The sequence below is a fragment of the Streptomyces sp. ITFR-6 genome (assembly GCF_031844725.1).
Classification (GTDB): Bacteria; Actinomycetota; Actinomycetes; order Streptomycetales; family Streptomycetaceae; genus Streptomyces.
This window is the reverse complement of the sequence record NZ_CP134612.1, coordinates 153,788-176,620: the sequence shown is the minus strand read 5'-3', so window position 1 is coordinate 176,620 and position 22,833 is coordinate 153,788. Positions and strand designations below refer to the sequence as shown.

At 71.5% G+C, this 22,833-nt stretch carries 19 protein-coding genes and 1 pseudogene; 9 read left to right on the top strand and 11 right to left on the bottom strand.

What is annotated here, in order from left to right; genetic code table 11:
• Positions 1 to 145: 145 nt before the first annotated feature.
• Positions 146 to 1,597 carry an SWIM zinc finger family protein gene (locus RLT59_RS00605; protein WP_311301517.1) on the bottom strand — a complete coding sequence of 484 codons (1,452 nt, stop codon included), beginning with the start codon at positions 1,595 to 1,597 and terminating at the stop codon, positions 146 to 148.
• A complete protein-coding gene (locus tag RLT59_RS00600) occupies positions 1,594 to 4,506 on the bottom strand; it encodes an SCO1167/SCO6262 family helicase (RefSeq protein ID WP_311301516.1) in 2,913 nt (970 codons plus the stop codon). The genes RLT59_RS00605 and RLT59_RS00600 overlap by 4 nt, the downstream gene beginning before the upstream one ends.
• A 256-nt stretch (positions 4,507 to 4,762) precedes the next feature.
• Here RLT59_RS00600 and RLT59_RS00595 point away from each other — a divergent pair, with 256 nt between their 5' ends.
• Both RLT59_RS00595 and RLT59_RS00590 read left to right on the top strand, forming a co-directional pair.
• Entirely contained in the window at positions 4,763 to 5,824 is a 1,062-nt protein-coding gene (locus RLT59_RS00595) for a fatty acid desaturase family protein (protein ID WP_311301515.1), read from the top strand.
• Positions 5,825 to 5,920: 96 nt separating this feature from the next.
• The gene (locus RLT59_RS00590; protein WP_024489709.1) at positions 5,921 to 6,103 is read left to right on the top strand and encodes a tail-anchor membrane protein; all 183 of its coding nucleotides are present in this window, start codon (positions 5,921 to 5,923) and stop codon (positions 6,101 to 6,103) included.
• Positions 6,104 to 6,169: 66 nt separating this feature from the next.
• On the opposite strand, the gene RLT59_RS00585 is transcribed toward RLT59_RS00590, so the two are convergent.
• Together RLT59_RS00585 and RLT59_RS00580 are read right to left on the bottom strand one after the other, a co-directional pair.
• A complete protein-coding gene (locus tag RLT59_RS00585; RefSeq protein WP_311301514.1) occupies positions 6,170 to 7,183 on the bottom strand; it encodes a hypothetical protein in 1,014 nt (337 codons plus the stop codon).
• Positions 7,184 to 7,308: 125 nt separating this feature from the next.
• Positions 7,309 to 7,617 carry a hypothetical protein gene (locus RLT59_RS00580; protein WP_311301513.1) on the bottom strand — a complete coding sequence of 103 codons (309 nt, stop codon included), beginning with the start codon at positions 7,615 to 7,617 and terminating at the stop codon, positions 7,309 to 7,311.
• A gap of 163 nt (positions 7,618 to 7,780) precedes the next feature.
• On the opposite strand from RLT59_RS00580, the gene RLT59_RS00575 reads away from it, so the two are divergent.
• On the top strand, positions 7,781 to 8,683 hold the full coding sequence (locus RLT59_RS00575; protein WP_311301512.1) for an oxygenase MpaB family protein: 903 nt from the start codon (positions 7,781 to 7,783) through the stop codon (positions 8,681 to 8,683).
• 24 nt (positions 8,684 to 8,707) lie between these two features.
• On the opposite strand, the gene RLT59_RS00570 is transcribed toward RLT59_RS00575, so the two are convergent.
• The 3 genes from RLT59_RS00570 to tatA form a co-directional block, all read right to left on the bottom strand.
• Entirely contained in the window at positions 8,708 to 9,307 is a 600-nt protein-coding gene (locus RLT59_RS00570) for a class I SAM-dependent methyltransferase (RefSeq protein WP_311301511.1), read from the bottom strand.
• A gap of 192 nt (positions 9,308 to 9,499) precedes the next feature.
• Positions 9,500 to 10,075, bottom strand: a complete 576-nt coding sequence (locus tag RLT59_RS00565) for a TerD family protein (protein ID WP_311301510.1) — start codon at positions 10,073 to 10,075, stop codon at positions 9,500 to 9,502.
• 141 nt (positions 10,076 to 10,216) lie between these two features.
• Positions 10,217 to 10,381, bottom strand: a complete 165-nt coding sequence (tatA, locus tag RLT59_RS00560) for a Sec-independent protein translocase subunit TatA (RefSeq protein ID WP_073734671.1) — start codon at positions 10,379 to 10,381, stop codon at positions 10,217 to 10,219.
• A gap of 203 nt (positions 10,382 to 10,584) precedes the next feature.
• Here tatA and RLT59_RS00555 point away from each other — a divergent pair, with 203 nt between their 5' ends.
• Positions 10,585 to 12,072 carry an LCP family protein gene (locus RLT59_RS00555; protein WP_311301509.1) on the top strand — a complete coding sequence of 496 codons (1,488 nt, stop codon included), beginning with the start codon at positions 10,585 to 10,587 and terminating at the stop codon, positions 12,070 to 12,072.
• Positions 12,073 to 12,088: 16 nt separating this feature from the next.
• Here the strand turns inward: RLT59_RS00555 and RLT59_RS00550 are convergent, their stop codons facing one another.
• Genes RLT59_RS00550 through RLT59_RS00540 form a run of 3 tightly spaced genes read right to left on the bottom strand, consistent with a single transcriptional unit; the run spans position 12,089 to position 15,745 of the window.
• The gene (locus RLT59_RS00550) at positions 12,089 to 12,676 is read right to left on the bottom strand and encodes a GNAT family N-acetyltransferase (protein ID WP_311301508.1); all 588 of its coding nucleotides are present in this window, start codon (positions 12,674 to 12,676) and stop codon (positions 12,089 to 12,091) included.
• Positions 12,673 to 15,396, bottom strand: coding sequence for a magnesium-translocating P-type ATPase (gene mgtA, locus RLT59_RS00545; RefSeq protein WP_311301507.1), 2,724 nt, complete (start codon positions 15,394 to 15,396; stop codon positions 12,673 to 12,675). The genes RLT59_RS00550 and mgtA overlap by 4 nt, the downstream gene beginning before the upstream one ends.
• Positions 15,380 to 15,745 carry an ArsR/SmtB family transcription factor gene (locus RLT59_RS00540; protein WP_073733875.1) on the bottom strand — a complete coding sequence of 122 codons (366 nt, stop codon included), beginning with the start codon at positions 15,743 to 15,745 and terminating at the stop codon, positions 15,380 to 15,382. Before RLT59_RS00540 ends, mgtA begins: the two co-directional genes overlap by 17 nt.
• A 259-nt stretch (positions 15,746 to 16,004) precedes the next feature.
• On the opposite strand from RLT59_RS00540, the gene RLT59_RS00535 reads away from it, so the two are divergent.
• The 4 genes and pseudogenes from RLT59_RS00535 (at position 16,005) to RLT59_RS00520 (ending at position 19,199) form a co-directional block, all read left to right on the top strand.
• Complete coding sequence (locus tag RLT59_RS00535) at positions 16,005 to 16,418, top strand: roadblock/LC7 domain-containing protein (protein WP_311301506.1); 414 nt, start codon at positions 16,005 to 16,007, stop codon at positions 16,416 to 16,418.
• Between the two features lie 177 nt (positions 16,419 to 16,595).
• Positions 16,596 to 17,870, top strand: a complete 1,275-nt coding sequence (locus RLT59_RS39255; protein ID WP_399124569.1) for a DUF6397 family protein — start codon at positions 16,596 to 16,598, stop codon at positions 17,868 to 17,870.
• A pseudogene (locus RLT59_RS00525) lies at positions 17,842 to 18,332 on the top strand (GNAT family N-acetyltransferase). The gene RLT59_RS39255 and the pseudogene RLT59_RS00525 overlap by 29 nt, the downstream one beginning before the upstream one ends.
• Before the next feature lie 222 nt (positions 18,333 to 18,554).
• Positions 18,555 to 19,199, top strand: a complete 645-nt coding sequence (locus RLT59_RS00520; protein WP_311301505.1) for an LAETG motif-containing sortase-dependent surface protein — start codon at positions 18,555 to 18,557, stop codon at positions 19,197 to 19,199.
• Between the two features lie 201 nt (positions 19,200 to 19,400).
• Here RLT59_RS00520 and RLT59_RS00515 read toward each other — a convergent pair whose 3' ends face one another.
• Positions 19,401 to 21,536 (bottom strand): SpoIIE family protein phosphatase, encoded by a 2,136-nt coding sequence (locus tag RLT59_RS00515; RefSeq protein ID WP_311301504.1) that lies wholly within the window; start codon positions 21,534 to 21,536, stop codon positions 19,401 to 19,403.
• 229 nt (positions 21,537 to 21,765) lie between these two features.
• Here RLT59_RS00515 and RLT59_RS00510 point away from each other — a divergent pair, with 229 nt between their 5' ends.
• A complete protein-coding gene (locus RLT59_RS00510; RefSeq protein ID WP_311301503.1) occupies positions 21,766 to 22,833 on the top strand; it encodes an enoyl-CoA hydratase/isomerase family protein in 1,068 nt (355 codons plus the stop codon).

Sequence of the window (22,833 nt, the reverse complement as noted above, 5' to 3'; positions counted from 1 at the left end):
AATTGACGCTCGGTCGGGTGACGGGCCGGAGGTTTATTCGCGGCGGCGGGGGCCGGGGTCGATAAGCCTGCCCACGGCCCCCGGTGAGGCGCCGTCAGGTCTCACCTCGGATTGTTTAGCTCCGACCCGCCTCGTTTAGAGCTGCCTAGCTCCGACCCGCCTCGCTCTGGTCCGCGTCGGCCAGGGCCGCCGCCGGATCGTCGTCGGCGGGGCCGGCCGGGGTCCACCGACCGCTCTCCTTGCGGTACGGATACCAGCGCCCGTCCCGTCCGTAGCGGAGCTGGAGCGCGCCGTCCACCGACGTCCAGCGGTTGTGCTCGGCCCGCAGCCGGGGCGCCTCGTCCTCGTCCCAGGCGGCGGCGAGCTGCGTCCTGGCATGGGCCAGTGTCGCCGCGTCCGGTGTCCACTGCTCGTCGAGGACGGAGAGCGCCGCCGCGCCGCCGTACCGCCAGGCAAGGACCGCGATCCGCAGGCCGGCCGGTCCGCGCCCCGACCCCGTCGCCAGCCGGGTCGCGATCCACGGCTCGGGACGCGCCGTGGCGGCCAGCCGTACGGCGTCCTGTTCCGGCGTCAGCGCGGCCGGAACAGGCTGCAGTCCGTGGCCCGGTGACAGGGCGTCCGCGAGCATCCGGTGCGCGCGTGCGGCGCTGTCCGTCGCCAGCATCTCCAGCGCCGTCGGGTCCACGCCGGGCTCAGGGTCGGTCTCCGTGTCCAGCGAGGGCGACACGCCGGCCTCTGCGGGAAGCGCCGGGGGAGGGGGCAGCGGCGGGAGGATGCCGCCCGCCGCGTGCGCCTCCGCCGCCGGGACCCCGCGCACGGCCGGGCCCGCGGGCCCGGCGGCCGGTGCGTCGGCGGGCCCGGACGGCTCGCTTCCCGCGGCGCGGGCGGTGATCCGCACCTGGAGCTCGTCGAGCAGCCGGCGCTCGCCGCGTCCGCGCATCAGCAACAGGACGAACGGGTCCTGGTCCAGCAGCCGCGCGACCTGATAGCAGAGCGCGGCGGTGTGCGGGCAGTGGTCCCAGGCCTCGCAGGTGCACTCCGGATCGAGGTCGCCGATGACCGGGAGCAGTTCGACGCCCGCCGCGGACGCGTCCTCGACCAGGTGCGGCGGCATCTCGCGGTCGAGCAGCGCCGCGATGTGCCCGGCCCGGTCGACCGCCATGTCCAGGAACCGGTACCACTCCTCCTCGCTCAGCTCCTGGAGCAGCACGTCGCTGCGGTACGCGCTCGTGTCCCGGTCCTGCACCACAGCCGTGATCCGGCCGGGCCGCACGGACACCACCCCGACCCCGCCCTCACGGGCGAGCCGGCGTCCCTTCTTGAGTTGCTGGCCGTCCAGCGCGGTGTCCTCCAGCGCCTTCAGCCAGGCCCGGCCCCACCAGGACTCCGCGAACGCACGCCCGCTCGCGGGCGGCAGTGCGGCGAAGGTGCGCTCCTGCGAAGGAGGCGGGGGAGCCGTTCCGTCCTGCCCGCCCCCGTACGTGTCGTTGTCGTCGTAGGGGCCGGAATATCCCTCGGAGCCGTAGCCGTCGGAGCCGTAGCCGTCCGGTTCATCTCTGTCCGGCCCGTACGCGCCGGGCTCGTATCCGTTGCTCATCGTGCGCCCCCTCGCAGCTCGACCAGGTCGGCCAGTTCCGCGTCGCTGAGTTCGGTCAGGGCGCTCTCGCCGGAACCGAGGACCGAGTCCGCGAGCCCCTGTTTGCGGGCCAGCATCCCGGCGATCCGGTCCTCGATGGTGCCCTCGGCGATCAGCCGGTGGACCTGCACCGGCTGGGTCTGTCCGATGCGGTACGCACGGTCGGTGGCCTGGGCCTCCACCGCCGGGTTCCACCAGCGGTCGAAGTGCACCACGTGGCCCGCCCGGGTCAGGTTGAGCCCGGTGCCGGCCGCCTTGAGCGACAGCAGGAAGACCGGGGCCTCGCCCGCCTGGAAACGGTTCACCATCGCTTCCCGGGCGGCGACCGGGGTGCCGCCGTGCAGGAACTGGGTACAGACCCCGCGCGCCGCCAGGTGCTGTTCGAGGAGCCGGGCCATCTGTACGTACTGGGTGAACACCAGGACGGCCGCCCCCTCCGCGAGGATGGTGTCCAGGAGCTCGTCGAGCAGCTCCAGCTTTCCCGAACGCCCGGCGATCTGCGGCGCCTCCTGCTTGAGGTACTGCGCGGGATGGTTGCAGATCTGTTTGAGCGCGGTCAGCAGCTTCACCACCAGGCCCCGCCGGGCGATGCCGTCGACGGCGGAGATCGCCGCCAGGGTCTCGCGTACCACCGCCTCGTACAGGCCCGCCTGTTCGGCCGTCAGGGAGACCGCACGGTCCGTCTCGGTCTTCGGCGGCAGCTCCGGAGCGATGCCCGGATCGGACTTGCGCCGGCGCAGCAGGAACGGACGCACCAGCGCGCCGAGCCGCTCGGCCGCCGCCGGGTCGCTGCCGTCCTCCACCGCTCGCGCGTACCGGGTACGGAACGTGCCGAGCCGGCCGAGCAGACCCGGGGTCGTCCAGTCGAGGATCGCCCACAGTTCGGAGAGGTTGTTCTCCACCGGAGTGCCGGTGAGGGCGACCCGGGCCCGCGCGCCGATCGTGCGCAGCTGCTTGGCCGTCGCCGAGTACGGGTTCTTCACGTGCTGCGCCTCGTCGGCGACGACCATGCCCCACCGGGTGGCCGCGAGCTTGGGCGCGTCCAGCCGCATCGTCCCGTACGTGGTGAGGACGAACTCGCCGTCGGGGAGGTCCTCCAGACTCCGTGCGCCGCCGTGGAAGCGGCGCACCGGGGTGCCGGGGGCGAACTTCTCGATCTCCCGCTGCCAGTTGCCCATCAGGGAGGTCGGGCAGACGACCAGGGTGGGGCCCGCGGCCGATTCGATGGTCTGCCGGTGTAGATGCAGCGCGATCAGAGTGATGGTCTTACCGAGCCCCATGTCGTCCGCGAGGCAGCCGCCGAGCCCGAGCGAGGTCATCGTGTGCAGCCAGTTCAGGCCACGGAGCTGGTAGTCCCGCAGGGTCGCGGTGAGCGCCGCGGGCTGGCCGAGCGCGGGCTCGCCGTCCTGTGCCTGCCGGGACTCCGGATCGGCGACCCGCTTTCGCAGCGCCTCCAGCCAGCCGGTGGCCCGGACCTCGACCCGGCGGCCGCCGACCTCGGTGGAGCCGGTCAGCACTGCCCCGAGCGCGTCGATGGGGGTGACCTTGCGGTCCTGCGTCTCCCGGGCGCGACGTGCCTCTTCCGGATCGATCAGTACCCACTGGTCGCGCAGCCGCACCAGCGGCCGCCCCGCCTCGGCCAGCCGGTCCAGCTCGGCGCGGCTGAGGCTCCGGTCCCCGAGCGCGAACCGCCAGTCGAACGCGAGCAGGGAGTTTGCCGACAGGAGCGGAGCGGTGCCGGAGCCGGTACGGGCCGTTGGCCGGAAACCGTCCGGTCCGGCCCCGTCGTTCTCGTCGTCGGGCGGGCCGATCACGGCACGCGCCGTGAGCTTGCGCGCCAGCTCCCTCGGCCAGTGCACCTGCACGCCCGTCGCGGCGAGTGCCCGTGAGGCGGGGCCGAGCAGTTCCCCGATCTCCTCGTCTGCCAGTTCCACGGCGTCCGGCACGGCGGCCGACAGAAGCGGGGTCAGAGGGGGCCAGGCGCGGGCGGCCCGGCGCAGCATCAGCAGGGCGTCCATCCGGGCCTTCGGCCCGAGGGCGGCGGCGGCCGGTCCGTGGCCCGTCCAGATCAGGGCGGCATCGGTGACCAGTGTGGGGTCGCTGACGCTGTGGATCTGCGGGACCACCCGGAAGGACGGGCCGGACAGCCGGCCGCCGGGCCCCTCGTCGGCCCGGTCGAGCCCGGACACCTCCACGCGCAGCGAGAGCCGGACCCCCGCGTCGTGACCGGCCGCGACATCCGAGGCCCAGGCGCGGTGGTCCGACAGCCGCTGCGGAGTGTCCGCGGTGAAGGCCGGGCCGCCGTTGGCGAGGGGCGCGGCGGTCGTGCGCGGCAGGCCGTCGGCCACCGCGTCGAGGAACGCCCGTACCAGGGACTCCGGTTCGGGCAGCAGCAGTGGCTCGGCAGTCGCATCCAGCGGAACGGCGTGGGCACTTGGCGGCATGGAGGCGGCCAGGGCGCGGATCCGGTCCTGATCATCCGCGAAGAGCGGTCCGGCCCGCCACGCGTCCTGATCCGTGCCGCTCAGCCCCGGCAACAGCAGCCCACGCGCGGTGAACTGAAGGGCCAGCAGCCCGGCCGCGCCCCAGAAGGCGGCCGACGCGGAGGCATCCGCGGAGGCCCGTGCGCGGGTCAGTACCGGCAGGGCGTCCCGCACGGGGAGCAGTCGCGTCGGTACTTCGTACGGCTCGGCGTCGGCATCGGTCACGGTCAGGCCCTCGACGGTCCCCGGTCCATCGGGCGGACTGCTACCGTCTGGGCACCAGAAGGCGACGCGTCCGGTCCGGGAGGGATCCGCGGGCAGGAACACCACGGAACAGCCGATGAGTGCGGAGATCTCGGAGAGCGTTGCTGCGGGGAGGCTGTGCACAGCGATGTCAGATTCCTCAAATTTGACTAGTTGGCTGAGGCCGACGAGGGTACTCCATCGCATCCGGTGACGGGGCTAGTCGCCGCATGTTTTAGATCACACACCTGTGTCCCGTATGTCGGTCAGGTGTAGCCAGCCCCCCTCCGGAATGAGGGGGCTGGCACCAGGAAACCTCGGGTGGTGGCTCCATGGCTGCCTTATATCTGCGACCCGTACGTTTCATCAGGTCAGCGCATCCCTTAAGACCGGAGACATCATGCCTCAGGCCGCAACCACCGTCGCGGAACGAACCCGTGACGGTGCCGGAAGTGCCGGAAGTGCCGGAAGTACAGGAAGCGACTTCGCGCCACTGCTGCGGGCCGTCAAGGGGCAAGGGCTCCTCGAACGCCGCACCGGTTGGTACGCGGCCGGCATCGCCGCCAACCTGCTCGCCCTGGGCGCCGTGCTCACGGGCATGGTCCTCCTCGGCAACACCTGGTGGACCCTGCTGCTCGCGCTGCCCCTCGCCATCTTCTGGTCCCGCACCGCGTTCGTCGGGCACGACGCCGGACACGCCCAGATATCCGGCGACCGCAGGGCGAGCCGGGCCATCGGCCTGGTCCACGCCAACCTGTTCCTCGGCATGAACGAGGCCTGGTGGAACGACAAGCACGTACGCCACCACGCCAACCCCAACCACGTGGACAAGGACCCCGACGTCGGCGTCGGCGCCCTCGTCTGGACCCAGAAGCAGGCCGCACAGCGCGAGGGCTTCGCCCGCTGGCTCACCCGCAACCAGGCCCGGCTGTTCTTCCCGATGCTGCTCCTGGAGGGCATCGCCCTGAAGGTCTCCGGCTTCCAGTACCTGCGACACCAGCCCGCCCGTGAGCGCGCCCTCTCCGCCCTGCTCCTCGTCGCCCACCTCGGCCTCTACGCCGCGCTGCTGCTCACCGTCATGTCCCCGGGCAAGGCCGTCGTCTTCGCTCTCGTGCACCACGCGCTCTTCGGCCTCCACCTGGGCATGGCCTTCGCCCCGAACCACAAGGGCATGGAGATGCCCGACCCGGACGGAGACCGCTGGGGGCACCTGCAGCGCCAGGTCCTCACCTCGCGCAACGTACGGGGCGCCGTCCTCACCGACTGGTTCCTCGGCGGGCTCAACTACCAGATCGAGCACCACCTCTTCCCGAGCATGCCCCGCCCGCATCTGCGGCTGGCGCAGCCCCTGGTCAAGGCCCACTGCGAGGCGCTCGGCATGCCGTACGCGGAAACCGGACTCATCGAGTCCTACCGCCAGGCGCTTGAGCACATGCACGAGGTCGGCGCACCGCTCAGGTGACCGTTCCCGACGGGTTCGGGGCAGGCTGGAACCGATGAGCACGCACAGGCGTTCTCACAGCAGGAGCGGCCACTGGCCGCGAAGGAGGCGTGGACGATGTCGAACAGCGCAAAGATCGCCATCGGGGGAGTCGTCGTCGCAGTCGTCCTGATGCCGTTCATCGGGTTCTGGCTGTCACTGCTGGTGCTCATCGGAGTTCCCGCGATCGCGTACCTGGCACTGGACCCCAGCCAGCGGCGCAGGCTCCGCAGGATCAGCCGTAAGGAGATCGGCCGCTAGTGGTCCGGGCCCCTGATCTCAGGGGCCCGGAGCGGGGAGCCGCCCGGCATCCGCGTCCGGGGCGCCTCAGGAGGGCCGTACGGCCAGCGTGTCCAGAGCCTTGAGCAGACCGGGCAGTGCCGCACCGCGCCGGACCGGCAGTATCTCGCCCGGCATCTCGTCCAGCAGCAGAAACGCCATGTCGTCGGTCCTGGCCACCATGGACCAGCCGGGGCCGTCGGCCCGGATCGTCCGGGCGTCCCCCGGCGCGAACGAGGACCGGACCCGGCCGGGCGGCGGCGGGGCGTCGAGGTAGGCGCGGGCTTCGTCCAGAGCCCGCCGGACACCGGGATGCGTGCCGGAGGGGGCAGAGTGCCCCGGCACGCTGCCCTCACGGCCTGCGGAATCGGTGTCCGGGCTCTCGCCGTCCCCGGTCTCGGCCTCCGAGCTCGCACGGCCCGCGGTGGCGGCGTCCGCGTCCTCGCGGTCCGCCCGGTCCGGGAAGCTCGCGTTCTCACCGTTCTCATCGTTCGCACCGGACGCCTCATCGTCCTCGGTGGTCTCCGCCGCCTGCCTGTCGTCCGTCGCCGCGAGCGTGGTCCCGTCGTTGATCTGTTCGCGCCAGTCCGCCCACTGCGATGCGACCGCGTCCGCGCCGAGCCGGCGCTGGGCCGAGCCCCACACATCCGGGTCCGGCGGAGCCAGCGGCGGCAGCTCGCCGCCGTCCGCCTCGGGATCAGGGGCGGGGTCGTGCGGAGCGGCCAGGCCCGGCGCGGCGACCGCCACGGCGAGCGGCCAGCCGGGAAGAGCGCAGACCACCGAGTGTTCGTCGGGGGACAGGTCGTACTGCATGCCGCAGTCCCAGGACGCTATCGCCACGGCCACCAGGGAGACGTCATCGACGACGACGGTCCATCTGGCCCCGTCGCCGTCCTGACCCATGACCAGCCCGTATCCCGTGGTGTGGGGGGCGAGACCGAGTGCCGCGCAGGCCGCCGGATAGTCGTCGCCGAGCACGCTCGGGAACTGCGCCGGGGTCAGCAGGACCGCGGTCAGTACGTACAGTGCGTCATCGGCGACTGCGTCGTCCGTCCCGGTCACTGCACCCTCCTCATCCGTCATGGTTGTCCGTCGGCGCACCTTAACCAGTGGGTAACCCACTCGTCGAGGCCCTGACAAGGCGGAGCGACTGGTGGCCCGGTGCCGGTGTGCCGAGGACGGAACCTCTACTCGCCGGCCAGTCCGAGGAGATCGCGGGCCACCGCTTCGGGTGATTCGCCGCGCTCGCGGGCGAGGGCGATGACCGCCCGGCAGGCCAGTTCTCCGACCCCGAAGGAGAGCGCTTCCGGCGACACCCAGCCGCTCGCCTCGTCCATCCGCTCCTGGTCGTCCTCCGCCGATGCCGCGACGAACGTGGCCGCCGCGTCGAACAGATTGTGCTGCCGGCGTTCCGGCGCCTTGGTGGCACCGGCGGGCCGGTCGCCCTTGCGGCCGGGGTTCACGGCTCTGCGGAGTATGCCGAACATGTCGCTCATGGGAACCGCCCATCCTGGATATGTATGTGCCTGACAGGGATCGTGCGCACGCGGGAGGATGTGCCTCGCGTGCACGGCGTTCCCTGTCCTGCGCGCGTACTCACGGTCCTGCCCGCGCACGTAGGGTTGGACACGTGGCCGGGACGAAGAGGGGGACGGTGCGGTGAAGCGCTACGACCGGCTGAGGGATATCCAACGCCTCGATCCGGACCGGGACTTCCTGAAGATCTACCGGATCACGGCCACGTACGAATTCCCCTGGGACATCACCCGGGCCCTCGAACTCGCGCTGTACCGGACATACGCCGTCCCCAGCATCGGTCGACTGCTCGCCGAGACAGCGGAGCTGACGAGCCGTTCGCAGAAGCGCTACGACGACACCGCGCTCCTCCTGGACGCCGTGGTCGAGCACGGTTTCGACAGCGTCCCGGGGCGTACGGCGATCCGCCGCGTCAACCAGATGCACCGCAGCTACGACATCAGTAAAGACGACATGCGCTATGTGCTGTGCACCTTCGTCGTCACCCCGAAGCGGTGGCTCGACGCCTACGGCTGGCGCCGGCTCTCCGGGCACGAGAAGGCGGCGTGCGCCGCCTACTACCGGACCCTGGGCGCGCACATGGGTATCAAGGAACTGCCGCACACCTACGAGGACTTCGAGCGGACCCTCGACGCCTATGAGGAGGAGCACTTCGGCTGGGACGAGGGGGCGCGCGAGGTATCGGACGCCACGCTGGCGCTGATGGCCTCCTGGTACCCGCGCCCCCTCGCCCGGGTGGTGCGCGGTGCGAGCCTCGCGCTCCTCGACGACTCGCTGCTACGGGCCTTCCGCTACGAGCGCCCGGGACCGGTGGCACGCGGGCTCACCCGGGGTGCCCTGCGGCTGAGGGCCCGAGCGGTGCGGCTGCTGCCGCCTCGCGCCACCCCGCACTACGCCCGCCAGAATCCCGAGATCAAGGGGTATCCGAACGGCTACGAGGTGTCCGGACTCGGCACCTACCCCACGCCCGGCACGGGCGGCTGCCCGGTCCGGCACCTGAGCCGTCCGGACGCACCGGCCGAGTGAGCCGTCCGGCGCGGGGTGCGGGGATCAGCTCATCCGTTCGGCCAGGGCGAGGAAGCGGGTCTCTTCGTCGAGGTACGTGTTCAGCCGCCAGCCCGAACGGGCCAGCATGGGGGCGAGGTTGGGCTCCGCCCGTAGATCGTCTTCGGTGAGCGTGCGGCGGTGACGTGCGGCCAGCGCCGCTCTGCCGATGGGATGGGAGAGCGCCAGCAGTCCGCCGGGCCGCACCACCCGGGCGAGTTCCGTCAGGTTCCGTTCCGGCTGCGGCAGATGTGCGATCAGACCGGCCGCGAACACGGCGTCGAGCGCCTGGGCCCGCACCGGGAGCCGGGCGGCGTCGGCCTGGATCAGCAGCCCACCGCGGTCGCGGCCCGCGCGTGCCGCGGCCTCCAGCATGGCCGCGGTGAGGTCGGAGCCCAGCACGGTACCCCGGGGGCCGACCGCGGAGCGCAGGGCGGGCAGGGCCCGTCCCGTACCGCAGCCCGCGTCGAGTACGGCGTCGCCCTCGCACAGGCCCAGGGCGGAGACCGCAGCGGCGAAGGCCGGTCCGTCGTCGGGAAAACGGGCGTCCCAGTCCGCGGCGCGGGCGCTGAAGAAGTCCTGGACGTGCGTGTGGTCATCGGCCATACGGACATGATCGCGTAACCGCTGCTCGCGGCAGTGCCCCGGATCGCCCGCAGCCAACGGGAACGGGTTCCGGCCCGCACTCCGCGGCCAACGGGAATGGGTCCGGCCCGCACTCCGCAGGGCAGGAGAGCGGGCCGGACCCGTACGTATTCGGTCACCGCACCGGAGAGGCCGGTCACCGCACGGAAGAGGTCAGACGTTGACGCCGTAGTCGGACGCGATACCGGCCAGGCCGGAGGCGTACCCCTGGCCGACCGCGCGGAACTTCCACTCCGCCCCGTGCCGGTACAGCTCGCCGAACACCATGGCCGTCTCCGTCGACGCGTCCTCGCTGAGGTCGTAACGGGCGAGCTCCACCCCGTTGGCCTGGTTCACCACGCGGATGAACGCGTTGCGCACCTGGCCGAAACTCTGCCCCCGGCTCTGCGCGTCATGGATGGAGACGGGGAAGACGATCTTCGCGACATCCGCCGGGACACCCGCCAGGTCCACGTTGATGGACTCGTCGTCGCCCTCGCCCTCACCCGTCAGGTTGTCACCGGTGTGCTGGACCGAACCGTCGGGGCTGTTGAGGTTGTTGTAGAAGACGAAGTGGAGGTCGGAGAGGACCTTGCCGGCCTCCGAGCACAGCAGCGCGCTGGCGTCGAGGTCGTGATCGGCGCCCGTCGTCGTCCGTACGTCCCAGCCCAGGCCGACCGTCACCGCGGTCAGGCCGGGTGCCTCCTTCGACAAGGAGACATTGCCGCCCTTGGCCAGGGTCACACCCATGAACTTCCTCCAATGATCCAGTGATCCGTTGATCAGTACTACTTCGGCCGTCACCGAGTTGAACGACGGCCCGCCCCTGCGGTTCCCCGATTGCGCAAGCTATGAAGTGGAGAGGCGGCACAGAATCTGTGGCCGCTCCGCTCACTGAGGCGATTCCTCCTTCATGGCCTTCGCCTCACTCTTCAGGATCCGCATGGATTTGCCCAGGGCGCGCGCGGTGTCCGGCAGCTTCTTCGCGCCGAACAGCATCACCACGACCAGCGCGATGATCAGCAGGTGCCAGGGTTCGAGGCCGTTGCGCAGCATGCGCTTCACGCCCTTTCTTCGGGTGTCTTCCGGTCAATGATTCCGGCAGGTGTTCGTGGACACTGGATGAGGCCGACCATGGACAGGTCCGGTGGTCCAGTGATCCATTCAGACATGAACACTTGCTACATTGCGCAACTGTACAACCATGCGTGGGCGGTGCGAGTCCGACTCCATGGAAGCCGGACGAACTGGGGTGGGACATGGCGGGCAGTCACAAAGGCGCGGGGACAAAGGGGCGCGGGAGCCGCCTGCGGCGGACGAGCCTTTTCGGGCTCTCGCTCCTCGTACTGCTGGTCGCCGGGGTCGGCTGGGGGTACCTCAAGCTGAACGGCAGCATCGACACGTTCAGCGCCGACGGAATCTCCGGCGACCGCCCGCCCGACACGTCCGAGGGGCAGAACGTCCTGGTGATCGGATCGGACTCACGAGCGGGCGCCAACAGCGGGCTCGGTGGTGGCACGGGCGACGTAGGGCGCTCCGACACCGCGTTCCTGCTCCATGTCTACGCCGACCACAAGCACGCCGTCGCGGTGTCCATCCCCCGCGACACCCTGGTCGACATCCCGGCCTGCAAGAAGCCCGACGGCAGCTGGACGGCTCCGCAGCGGAACACCATGTTCAACGGGGCGTTCTCGGTGGGGGAGACGGCCGAGGGCAACCCCGCCTGCACCCAGAACACCGTCGAGCACCTCACCGGACTGCGTGTCGACCACACCATCGTGGTCGACTTCGCCGGATTCTCCTCGCTGACCTCGGCCGTCGGAGGGATACCCGTCTGCCTGCCGCAGGACATCTACCAGCGCGACCTGAATCCCAAGCGGGCGCCCCGGGGGTCCCTGGTGTTCGCCAAGGGCCCGCAGTCGGTCTCCGGACAGCGGGCCCTCGACTACGTACGGATCCGGCACGGTATCGGCGACGGATCCGACATAGGGCGCATCAAGCGGCAGCAGGCCTTCGTAGGCTCCCTCGTGAAGAAGGTCAAGTCCCGCGGACTGAACCCGACCACCCTGCTGCCGCTCGCCAACGCGGCCACCAAAGCGATGACCGTGGACCCGGGGCTCGGTTCGGCCGACCGACTGCTGTCGTTCGCCATGTCGATGAAGAACGTCGACCTGCACAACACGAAGTTCGTCACCATCCCCTGGCGCTACCAGGGCGCCCGCGTCGCGATCGTGGAACCGGACGCCGGCGCACTCTGGGCGTCCCTCAAGGCCGACCGCACAATCGACGGGCAGAACGCGGCGGGCAAGAAGGGAAACGGCGGCTCGGCGGCGTCCGGCGGGGCGTCGCCCTCTCCCACCGCTCCGGTCTCCGGCGCGGGCACCGACGTGGCCGTCTACAACGGCACCACGGTGACCGGGCTCGCGGCCAAGGCGGCGGAGCTGCTGCGCTCGCACGGCTTCACCGTCACCGGCACGGCCACAGCGAACTCCCAGGACCGGACCCGGACCCTGGTCACCTACGGCCCAGGCCTCCGTGACAAGGCCGAGAACACGGCCCGGCTCTTCGAGGGAGCGCGCACCACGGAGTCGTCGGACGCCGGAATCCAGGTCGTCGTCGGCAGCGACTACGCCCAGAACCCCACGGCGGCCCCGGCGGCATCGACGGCCGACGCCGTACCGTCCGGCGTCGCCGGTGAAGCCCGCTCGGCCGACGACGACCTGTGCGGCGACCTCTCGTACGGCTGACCCGCCCGATGACGGCTCAGGCCGAAGGCCCGGCGGTCCGCAGCTGCAACGAGGGGTGCGGGGGTGGCGCGAATCCGAACGACTCGTAGAGTCCGGCGCCGTCCCCGGTGGCATTGAGGCTGACCACGGTCACGCGCGTCTCCTGCTCGAACCAGGTGAGCAGTGCGTCGAGACAGGCGCGGGCATGGCCGAGCCTGCGCCGTCGAGGATCGGTGCTGACGTTGGACACGTGTCCGTGCAGCCCGCTCGGGTTGGCCGGACTCGGCGCGTGCGCGTCGCACGCGCCGACCGCGCACGCCACCACGCCCACCTCGGGATCCTCGGCCAGGAACGCGGCGAACTCGTCCGACAGCGGCATCCGGTCGGCGAACCACCGCGCGGAGGCGGCGCGCCACGGCGCGCCCTCGTCGCCGGTGTCGAGCCCCATGTCGGACAGCATCAGGGCCCGCATCCGGACCAGCGTCGGAATGTCGTCGGACGTGGCGCGCCGTACCCGCGCCGTCCGGCCGTGAGTGCTTCCCGCGGCGGCGTCCGGCAGTTCCGCGCCGGGTCCCGCCACAGCTCGCGCCCCGGACTCCGTGCGGTCGTCGCTCGCCGTGGTCATGAGAGCCCCCGTTTCCGTTCGTAGCGGTTGCGCGCCGCGGCGAGGCCGTACGCGTACAGCGCGAGGACGCTGGCGAGCAGCAGGTAGTAGAGCGGCGGCAGCGCGCTCATACCCAGTGGCGGGCCGAGCGGCGTGAGCGGCAGCAGGACGCCGACGACCGCCAGACCGGCCGCGGCCGCCCGCAGTGGCCCGCCCGTGCGACCCTCCGCGGCCCGTCGCCCGGTGCGCAGCAGCAGCATCACCAGGGCCTGGGTGAGGAGGTTCTCGGTGAACCATCCGGAGTGGAAGGCCGCCTGGTCGTCTGCCCGGAAATCGTGCAGGGCGAGGGCCAGCACGGCGAAGGTCGCCAGGTCGGCGGCGGCGTTCAGCAGCCCGAACCGGGTGATGAACCGGAGGAAGTCCCGCGGGCGCAGCACCGTCGGCCGCCGTAGCACGGAGGAGGCGGGACGGTCGAAGGCGAAAGCGAGCTGCGCCGCGTCGAAACACAGGTTCTGGACCAGGACCTGCGCCGGAAGCATCGGTAGGAAGGGCAGCAGCAGACCTGCGGCCAGCATCGCGATGACGTTTCCGAGGTTCGAGGAGAGCGTGATGCGCAGATACGTGGCGATGTTGCCGCTGCTGCGCCGGCCCGCGGTGATCGCGTGGTCGATGGCGCCGAGGTCCTTCTCCGCGAGGACCACGTCGGCGGTCTCCCGAGCCACGTCGACCGCGTTGCGCGGGCAGATGCCCACATCGGCGGCGTGCAGGGCGGGCAGGTCGTTGACGCCGTCACCGAGGAACCCCGTGGTGTGCCCGGAGGTACGCAGCGCGGCGACGATCCTGGCCTTGTGCCCGGGGGTGCAGCGGGCGAATACGGTCGCGTGGTCGGCCGTGCGGGCGAGCTCGGCCCCGGTCATCGCGTCGATCTCCTCCGCGGCGACGACCTGCCCCGGATCGAGCCCCAGGTCCCGGCAGGCACGGGCCGCGGTGCCCGGGTGGTCCCCGGTGAGCACTTTCACGGCGACCCCGCGGCGGGCCAGTACGTCCAGCGCGTCGGCGGCGCTCGGCGTGAGCGCGTCCCGCAGGGCCACGAAGCCGAGAAAGTCGAACGCGTGCTCGTCCGCGGGGGTGTACGTTCCGAGCCGAGCGGGCCGTTCGGTACGGGCGACGGCGAGCAGCCGCAGACCTTCCGCGGCCTCCCGGGCCGCCACGCCGGCCAGCCGCTCCCGTTCCGCCGGTTTCAGTTCGCACCGCTCCAGGACGGCCTCCACGGCGCCCTTGGTGACCAGCGCATGGGTGCCGAGTCGGCCGGGGAGCCGGACGACCGCGGTGGACAGGCGCCGCACCGGATCGAAGGGCAGGGCGGCCACCGCGTCGTACGAGCCGACAGGGGTACGATGGCTCCCGCCCCCGGGACCGGACTCCTCCTGCTGCTCCGAGGCGTCGAGCACCGCCTCGTCCAGGGCGTCGGGAGCCGGCAGGTCGGCGAGCTGAAGCGTCCACAGCGCGTTGACCGCCGCCCAGTGCAGCACCTGAGGGTCCGGGTTCCCCGTCCGGTCCAGCGAGCGGTCTACGACGGGACGGTCCTGGGTGAGGGTTCCGGTCTTGTCCAGGCAGAGCACATCGATCGCGCCCAGGTCGTGCAGTGCGGGCAGCCGCTTGACGATCACCCCGCTGTTCCGCGCGAGCTGCGAGGCTCCCCGCGCCAGCGCCGTGGTGACGATGACCGGCAGCATCTCCGGTGTCAGCCCCACCGCCACGGCCACGGCGAAGGGCAGCGTCTCCAGCCCCCGGCCGCGCAGCGCGGCATTGGCCATCAGGACCAGCGGCGGGGTGAGCAGCATGAAGCGGATCAGGGTCCAGGAGATCCCCTGCACCGACCGGTCGAACGCGCTGGCGCCGCGCAGGTGCGCCGAGCGGTCGTACGCGGCGGCGAACCGGGTGTCTTCACCGGTCGCGACCACCACCGTCGTGCCGCTCCCGGACGCCACACTGCTGCCCTGGAAACAGAGCCGGCGCTGCGCGAACACACCCCCCGCTCCCTCGGTCACGCTGTGCAGCGCGGGCGGGGCCTGCTGCCGCAATCCCTCGTCCGCAGGATGCTTCACGACGGGCGCGGACTCCCCGGTGAGGGCGGACTGGTGCACAGTGAGGCCGCTCGCGCGCAGCAGCTGCACATCGGCGGGCACGAGGTCCCCGGGGCCGAGCCTGATCACGTCGCCCGGAACGAGTTCCCCGACCGGTATGTCGCGGGACTGCGGCGCCGCCCCGTGCCCGCTGCGGCGCAGCACCGTGGCTGTCGTCGCGACCAGCTCGCGCAGCGCGGCGGTCGCCCGGTCGGCCCGGTGCTCCTCCGCGGACCTCAGCAGGCAGCTGACCACCACCAGCACCAGCGTCACCGACGCCGTGCCCCACGCGTTCACCGCCGCCGAGACCAGCCCGAGGCAGAACAGGACGGAGGTGAAGGGGTCTCGCAGAGTGCGCAGGAAGCGCAGTGGCCAGGGGACCGGGCGCCACGCGGGGAGGGTGTTCTCTCCGAACCGGGCCAGCCGCTCCTCCGCCTCGGCCTCGACCAGCCCCCGAGGCCCGCTGTCCAGCGCACGCAGGACCTGGAGCGACGTGGGAGCCGCAGTCGGTCGCGGGGTGGTCGCCGAGCCCGCGGTGGTGCCGGGCATCGGCACGACGACGCCGGGCCCGTCGCCCGTCCCCGCCGCGGCAGCGTTCTCAGGCGCCGAGCTCATGGAGCCGTACCGGTTGCGAGGCCGGGTACCCGGCCCGCTCCGCGAGCTGGCCGACCATGAGCCGTACGACCGTCACCACTTCGGGATCATCGACCAGGTACACCTGCCGGCGGCCTTCGCGCCGGGATCGGACGAGACCGGCCAGCTTCAGCTTCGTCAGATGCTGGCTCACGGACGGCAGTGTGCCGCCCACCCGCTCCGCCAGGCCCGTCACATCACTCTCGCCCTGGGCCAGCGCCCACACGATGTGCAGCCGGGCGGGCGTCGCCAGCAGACCGAACGCGGCAGCCGCCTGGGCCAGCACCTCTGCGGGCGGATCCTGGAAACCGCCGCCGGCACCTGTCGACACTCTTTCACTCCCGTCCGCGTGGGCCGACTCCTCGCACCCGAGGGGACCAGTGTAGGCGCCGGACGCGGAACGTCCGGGGCGAGCGCTCTTCGGTCGGGGGCCTGTTGCGCAGGACCCGGCTCCCCGCGTGGTGGGCTCAGCAGACTTGGCCCGATTTCGCCCTGTCCGATCCGCGGAGGGGTGCTTGCCCGGACGTGACCCGTGCGCAAGGCTTACACGTAAGTGGTGCACGGGGAACGTATGAACGGGGAGGAACGGAATGGCACTGGACAGGGGACTCGACTGGCTCCTTGACGATCTCACCAGCCGGGTGGAACAGATACGGCACGCCCTGGTGCTGTCGAACGACGGTCTGGTGACCGGAGCCAGTACGGGACTGGCACGTGAGGACGCGGAACATCTGGCGGCGGTCTCGTCCGGGCTGCACAGCCTCGCCCGCGGCTCGGGACGGCACTTCCGTGCGGGAAGGGCCCGGCAGACCATGGTGGAGTTCGATGAGGCACTGCTCTTCGTGACGGCCGCCGGGGACGGCAGCTGCCTGTGTGTGCTGAGCGAGGCCGAGGCCGATGTGGGGCAGGTGGCGTACGAGATGACGCTGCTGGTCAACAAGGTCGGGGAGCACCTCGGTGTAGCGGCGCGGCAGGACGGAATCGGCGGATTCGACCGGCTCTGACGAGTCGGCCGCTCAGCGCTGACGTCGGGCCCGGCGCTCAGTACCGCTGACCGGACCCGCGCTCACCGTTGTTGCCCGGCCCGTGAGTTATCCACAGGCCGGGCAGCCGGCACTCTCTCTGAGCTACCTTCGATCACAGAGAGTATTCGGATCTCACGGGGGAGAATCGTGATGCCGGTGACGGATGCGGTAGGTACGAACGGGGCTGACACGGTCGCCGCGAGCCGGGCCGCTGCGGACCTTGTCCTGAAGCGGGGGGAGTTCGAGCTTGCGGTGCACCTGGGTATCGTCCGGGTGCAGGCGCTGCGGGGCGGTGGGCGGCCCAGGGTCCGCCAGGAGGAGATCGACCGGCTCCGCTCGGAGCACGGCTTCCCGGGGGCCCTGCGGGAGCGGGTGCGGATGGTGGGGACGGCGGAAGGCGCGCGGCTGCTCGGCATCAGCCCGGTCCGCTTCACCCGGCTGGCCCGCGCGGGATGTGTCACGCCGGTCGCGTTCTACCTCAACCGCTACCGGGCGGTGGTGTGGCTCTATCTCGCTCAGGAGCTGGGCGGACTGGCCGCCCGCTCGCCCGAACTGCTGGTGGGCAGGAGCCCGGCCTGGATGCGCGACCGGCTGGACTCCGGCAGGGACTGCCGCCCGCGCAACTGGCGCTCGCGGCGGATCGAACGGCTGCTGAGCCTCAGCGAAGATCCCTGGGCGCGTGCGGCGGTCGTGGCCCAGACGCTCGACCCGGCCCAGCTGGCGGAAGTGGTGGACGATCCCTACGAGCGCGCCTACTTCGCCCGGGTCCGGCCGGAACCGGTCTTCGGTCAACGGGGGGCATCGGCCACGCAGGACACGATGGGACGCCTGATGCTGGCGGACGAGCCCGACGAGATCCTCTGGCGACGGGTCAACCTCATCATGGAGCTGGACGGTGCCCGCGAGGACCGTCAGGCGCCGCGGCCCGGTGACGAACGGCGCGCGGACCTGGAGGTGTTCGGCCGGCCCCCGACGGCGGCCGGGCCGTTCGATCGTTCTGACCCGGTCGACCGGGCCGAACCAGCAGACCCGGTCGAATCAGTTCAATCGGTCGAATCGGCCGAACCGGTGGGGCTGATGACGGCGGACGGACCCACTGGGTCTCCGCGACAGGCGGATCTGGACGGCGATCCGCTCGGGCCCGCCCAACCGGCCGAGAGCGCAAGCCCTCTTGGCCTGCTGGCCCGGCTACGACTGCGCAGGGCGCGTGGCGGGCGACGTCGTCAGGAGCGCGCTCCACGCTCGGCCGGCCACCCTGCCGAGCGCCGTCCGCGTGGCGGGCACGGTTCGCGCGGCCGAATCCGTCCGCCGGCCGGTCAGCGGGTGGGCCCACGGAGGGAGGGCGCCGCGGACAGGGATCAGGAGGTCGCGAAAGGGGGCCGGGGCTGGCAGTCTTTGCGCAATGTTGATCAGGGAAGCAACCATCAGTGATTGGCCCACTATTTGGCCGTTCTTTCACGAAATCGTCGCCGCGGGCGAGACCTTCACCTACCCCATCGACCTGGGGGAGGAGGACGCCAGTGAGTGGTGGCTCGTCAAGTCGCCCAGCCGTGCGGTCGTCGCCGTCGCCCCGACGACGGGACGGTTCTGGGGACGGCGAAGATGAACAGGAACCGCATGGGCAACGGCTCGCACATCGCGAGCGCCAGCTACATGGTCGACCCCCGGCACGCCGGACGCGGCGTGGGACGGGCCCTGTGCAAGTACACGATCGACTGGGCCCGCACGGCGGGATTCCGGGCCATGCAGTTCAACGCCGTAGTGGAGACGAACGTCGCCGCCGTCGGGCTCTACCGCTCGCTCGGCTTCGAAGTCCTGGGCACACTGCCTGAGGGATTCAACCACCCGGAGCACGGGTTCGTGGGCGTGCACATCATGCACCGACCGCTCTGACGCCACCGCGAACGATACGGTCCGGTGTCATGCGCTCACTTCGCGCCACCGCGGACCGGCCGTTGGCCGGACCGGGGCGTCCGTCATGTCCCAACCAGCGACGATGTGCTGTCAGTTGTGACGTCGGATGGTGTGTGGGGCGGGTGCACATCCGGGAGACAGGGGCAGTACTGTGCGCCCCACCGCCATTCGGGCGATGAAACATTTGCGGAGGAACAATCCATGACCATACCCAGGAGATCGCTGCGCGCTGCGGGAACCCTCGCCGCCGCCGCGGTTGTCGGTCTGACCGGCGTGGTTCTCACCGCCGGTCCGGCCGCAGCTCACACCCCCACCTGGGACGTGACCTGTACCGAGGTGAGCCTTCACCTCAGCGCGTACAACGACAGGGTCACCAACCAGGTGACCGTGACCGTTGACGGTAAGGAGCTGCTGCCGACGGAGAGCTTCGGCAAGGGGCTCGACAAGACGATCGACCTGCCTGAGCACGACAAGGCCCTGACGGTGCACCTGTCCGTCAAGGCCGGTGACGGCGACCAGTACTCGAAGGAAGACGAGAAGACGGCACCGGTGTGCGAGGGGCAGACCCCGACGCCGACGCCCACGCCTTCCGAGACGAAGCCGTCCGAGCCGTCCACGCCGTCTCAGACGCCCACGACCTCGGCGCCCACCCCGGCCGACACCCCCAGCGAGACCGCTTCGTCGTCTGCGCCCGCCGCAGCCGCGCCGAGCCCCTCCTCGCCGGACCTGGCCGAGACCGGTTCGTCGTCCGCCACTCCCATCATCGGTGGTGCGGCTGTCGCCGTGCTGCTGGCCGGTGGCGGCATCATGTGGTCCGTGCGCAAGCGTCGCACCGCTCAGCACTGACGTAGTCCGGCGGTCCGGGCGCCCGGCAGTCCGGTCGAGGGGCGTGCCGCAACGCGTTCGGCGTCGCGGCACGCCCCTCAACGCTGTCCACCCACCGTGCCCACGGAGCTGACACCCCGTCCGGGCAACGGGCAGCACGTCACGCGGGCACCGCGTCATGCGGGCACCGCCTCTCGTGGCGGCCGCCGGGCGCACCGGTGACTACCGGGTGTCCGTGGACCGGTGGACCGGCGGGGAGGTGGGCGGCGCCGCAGGCCCGATCTCGCACCAGACCGCCTTGCCCTCGCCGCGCGGCTCGATGCCCCACCGCGTGGCGACGGCGTCCAGGAGGAGCAGTCCCCGCCCGGACGTGGCCGTCTCGCCAGGTGTCCGGCGCCTGGGCCACGCGCTGGAGCGGTCCTGCACCGACAGCCGTACCCGCCGCACCGGTTCAGGCAGTACCTCCAGGGTGAGCACCGCTCCGCCCTCCGTGTGAAGCAGCACGTTCACCAGCAGCTCCCCGGTCACCATCTCCGCGTCGTCCGCGAGTTCGGCCATGCCCCAGTCGGTCAGCGCCTGCCGCACGATCGTCCGCGCGTCGGAGAGCCCCTCCGGGTCGGCCTGATGGATGTACTGGTGCAGCCGTGGCGCCCGGGGTGAACCCGGGTCCGGACTGCGGCGCAGCACCAGCAACGCCACGTCGTCGCCCGAGCCCCAGCGCTCCCACAGCCGGTCCGACAGATGATCGGCCAGTGCCTCCGCCCCGGCCGGGCCCGCGCTCACCTCGTTGACGAGCGTGCGCACCCCCGCGTCGATGTCGGCGCCGGGCTCCTCGACCAGCCCGTCGGTGTACAGGACCAGCGTCTCTCCGGGGACCAGATCGAGCCGCGTCTCGGGGTACTCCTCGTCCCCGAAATCGGTGGAGATGCCCAGGGGCAGGCCGCCGCGTACCTGCGGGCTGCCGACCCGGCCGTCCGTGTGCCGGATCAGCGGCCCGAAGTGACCGGCCCGTACCACCCGCACCGTTCCGGTGCCGAGATCGACCTGGGCGTAGGTGCAGGTGGCGAACCGGTCCGTGTCCAGTTCGGCGAGGAACCGGGAGGCGCGCGCCAGCACCGTCGAGGGCGGATGCCCCTCCCCGGCGTACGCACGCAGCGCGATCCGCAGCTGGCCCATGATGGCGGCCGCATGCGTGTCATGACCCTGCACGTCGCCCACCACGATGCCGAAGCGGTCCTTGGGCAGCGGGATCACGTCGTACCAGTCACCGCCGACCTGGCGGCCGCTCCACGCCGCGTGGTAGCGGACCGCGATCTCGCCGCCCTCGATGTCATGGATCCGCCGGGGCAGCATCGTGGACTGGAGACCGGTGGCGAATTCCCGTTCCTCGTCGAAGAGCTTGGCCCGCTGGAGGGACTGGGCGACGATCGCGGCGAGCCCCAGACAGAGATTGCGCTCGTCGGCGTTGAAGGCCGTGCGTTCCCGGTAGAAGAGCGCCAGTCCGCCGAGTGAACGCGCCTGCGCGACGAGCGGCAGGTAGGCAGCCGCCTGGAACTTCAGCTGGCCCATATACGGCTCCAGCACCGGATAGCGCCGGGTGAGCGCGCCGAGCGAGCTCACGAAGCGCGGACGGCCGCTGAGAACGGTGTCGGCCAGCGGGAAGTTCCGGTCGAGCCGGCCCTGCCCCAGCTCGTCGATGACCTCCAGGGAGTCGCCGCTCAGCGCGATGACATTCAGCGTGGCGTTGTCCAGCAGGCCGAGCGCGAGACCGTCGGCGCCCAGCCTGGCCAGCCCGCCCGGTCCCGTCAGAGCGGCCGTCACGTCGTCCACGGTCACCGCCCGCGACAACGCGCTCGTTGTGCGTTCAACGATGTCGGTCTGGCGCTGACGGCGTTTTTCCAGTTCCAGCACGAAGGCCGAATGGGTGACTTCCGCAGTCGCGTCCTGCACCACCCCGATCACCCGGTGTGCCCGGCCGTCGGCACTGCGCAGGATCCGTGCCTGGATATGGGTCCACTGGTCGCCGCTCTCTTCCGTCGGGACCCGGAAATGGAGGCTGTACGAGCTGCGCCCGCCCTTGACGGCCTCGTCGATCGCCGTATCGAGACGGGCCCGCTCCTCAGGCTCCAGCCGCTCCACCAGGGACTCCGGCCGTGAGTCGAAAGTGGCCGGGTCCAGGCCGAACACCAGCAGGCCCGCCTCGTCGATGTCCAGAGTCCGGGCATCGAGATCCCACTCGAAACTGCCGGTGCGGTTCATGGCAAGCCGCTCCGCCGTCCCGATGTCGCCGTTGCGCGGCTTCCCGGCCGACGGGCCGGGCCGGACCGGGATGATCGGGTGCCGGTCGTGATCGGTCATTCCTGCTCCGAAGATCGTCCGGCGGGGCTGCCGTACTGACTGACCCAATTGTCCGGCCGGTCGGGTACGGCTGCCACAGCGGAAACCCTCCCGGTCAGTGGCCGGACCGCCGCCCCGCGGCCGCCACCACCCCTCATACCCGGGCTCCGGGGCCGCCGCGCACAATGGCAGCGTAAGGCCGTCCGTGACCGGCGGAGCGGCACCTACTGGGGCTGACCGGAGCGCACGCATGAACCACGAGGATCCCGTCCTGCTGGACACCGAAGGGCGCGTACGCCACCTCACGCTCAACCGGCCCCGGGCCCTCAACGCGCTGAACCACACCATGGTGCTGCGCATGGCGGAAGCGCTGGACGCGGCGGAACGGGACGGATCCGTCGCCGCCGTGCTGCTCACGGGGGCGGGGGAGCGGGGGCTGTGCGCCGGCGGCGACATCCGTGCCATCCGCGACGACGCCCTGGCCGGCGGCGGGGCCGCACTGGACTTCTGGCGTGACGAGTACCGGCTGAACGCCCGTATCGCCCGGTTCTCCAAGCCATACGTGGCGATCATGGACGGCATCGTGATGGGCGGCGGTGTCGGCGTCTCGGCCCATGGCTCGATCCGGATCGTCACGGAGCGTTCGCGCATCGCGATGCCCGAGACCGGTATCGGGTTCGTCCCGGACGTCGGCGGCACCTACCTGCTGGGCAGGGCGCCCGGCGAGCTCGGCACCCACTTGGCGCTCACCGGGGCAGCCGTCGGCGCGGCGGACGCGCTGCTGTGCGGACTCGCCGGCCACTTCGTGCCGTCGCGGGAGCTTCCCGGCCTGGTCGCCGCCCTCGACCTGTGCACCACGCCCTCGGACATCGCCGCGACGGTGCGGCGCTTCACCGGCGCGGCCGCCGGGGGTGAACTGGCCGCACAGCGCGGCTGGATCGACTCCTGCTACAGCGCCGGAACGGTCGAGGAGATCGTCGAGCGCCTCGGTGACCGCGGCGAGCCCGCCGCGAAGGAGACCGCCGCCACGCTCCTGGCGAAGTCGCCCACCTCCCTCAAGGTGACCCTCGAAGCCGTCCGCAGGGCACGCCGCCTCGACCGCCTGGAGGCCGTACTGGACCAGGAGTTCCGGGTCTCGTCCACCGCCTTCACCCGGCCCGACCTGGTCGAGGGCGTACGCGCCCAGATCGTCGACAAGGACCGGAACCCGCGCTGGAGCCCCGCCTCGCTCACCGAGGTCACCGACGCCGACGTGGAGCGGTTCTTCGCCCCCCTCGGCGACGGCGAACTCGGCCTGGACACCCCGGCGGCCCCCTGA

Bases quoted from the DNA above. Each gene is read 5' to 3' on its own strand.
- RLT59_RS00550 (WP_311301508.1), bottom strand. From the start codon at position 12,676: ATGACCACGGCGAGCGACGACCGCACGGAGTCCGGGGCGCGAGCTGTG.
- RLT59_RS00605 (WP_311301517.1), bottom strand. From the start codon at position 1,597: ATGAGCAACGGATACGAGCCCGGCGCGTACGGGCCGGACAGAGATGAA.
- RLT59_RS00520 (WP_311301505.1), top strand. From the start codon at position 18,555: ATGACCATACCCAGGAGATCGCTGCGCGCTGCGGGAACCCTCGCCGCC.
- RLT59_RS00555 (WP_311301509.1), top strand. From the start codon at position 10,585: ATGGCGGGCAGTCACAAAGGCGCGGGGACAAAGGGGCGCGGGAGCCGC.
- RLT59_RS00535 (WP_311301506.1), top strand. From the start codon at position 16,005: ATGGCACTGGACAGGGGACTCGACTGGCTCCTTGACGATCTCACCAGC.
- tatA (WP_073734671.1), bottom strand. From the start codon at position 10,381: ATGCTGCGCAACGGCCTCGAACCCTGGCACCTGCTGATCATCGCGCTG.
- RLT59_RS00565 (WP_311301510.1), bottom strand. From the start codon at position 10,075: ATGGGTGTGACCCTGGCCAAGGGCGGCAATGTCTCCTTGTCGAAGGAG.
- RLT59_RS00515 (WP_311301504.1), bottom strand. From the start codon at position 21,536: ATGACCGATCACGACCGGCACCCGATCATCCCGGTCCGGCCCGGCCCG.
- RLT59_RS00510 (WP_311301503.1), top strand. From the start codon at position 21,766: ATGAACCACGAGGATCCCGTCCTGCTGGACACCGAAGGGCGCGTACGC.
- RLT59_RS00580 (WP_311301513.1), bottom strand. From the start codon at position 7,617: ATGAGCGACATGTTCGGCATACTCCGCAGAGCCGTGAACCCCGGCCGC.
- RLT59_RS00590 (WP_024489709.1), top strand. From the start codon at position 5,921: ATGTCGAACAGCGCAAAGATCGCCATCGGGGGAGTCGTCGTCGCAGTC.
- RLT59_RS00570 (WP_311301511.1), bottom strand. From the start codon at position 9,307: ATGGCCGATGACCACACGCACGTCCAGGACTTCTTCAGCGCCCGCGCC.
- mgtA (WP_311301507.1), bottom strand. From the start codon at position 15,396: ATGAGCTCGGCGCCTGAGAACGCTGCCGCGGCGGGGACGGGCGACGGG.
- RLT59_RS00595 (WP_311301515.1), top strand. From the start codon at position 4,763: ATGCCTCAGGCCGCAACCACCGTCGCGGAACGAACCCGTGACGGTGCC.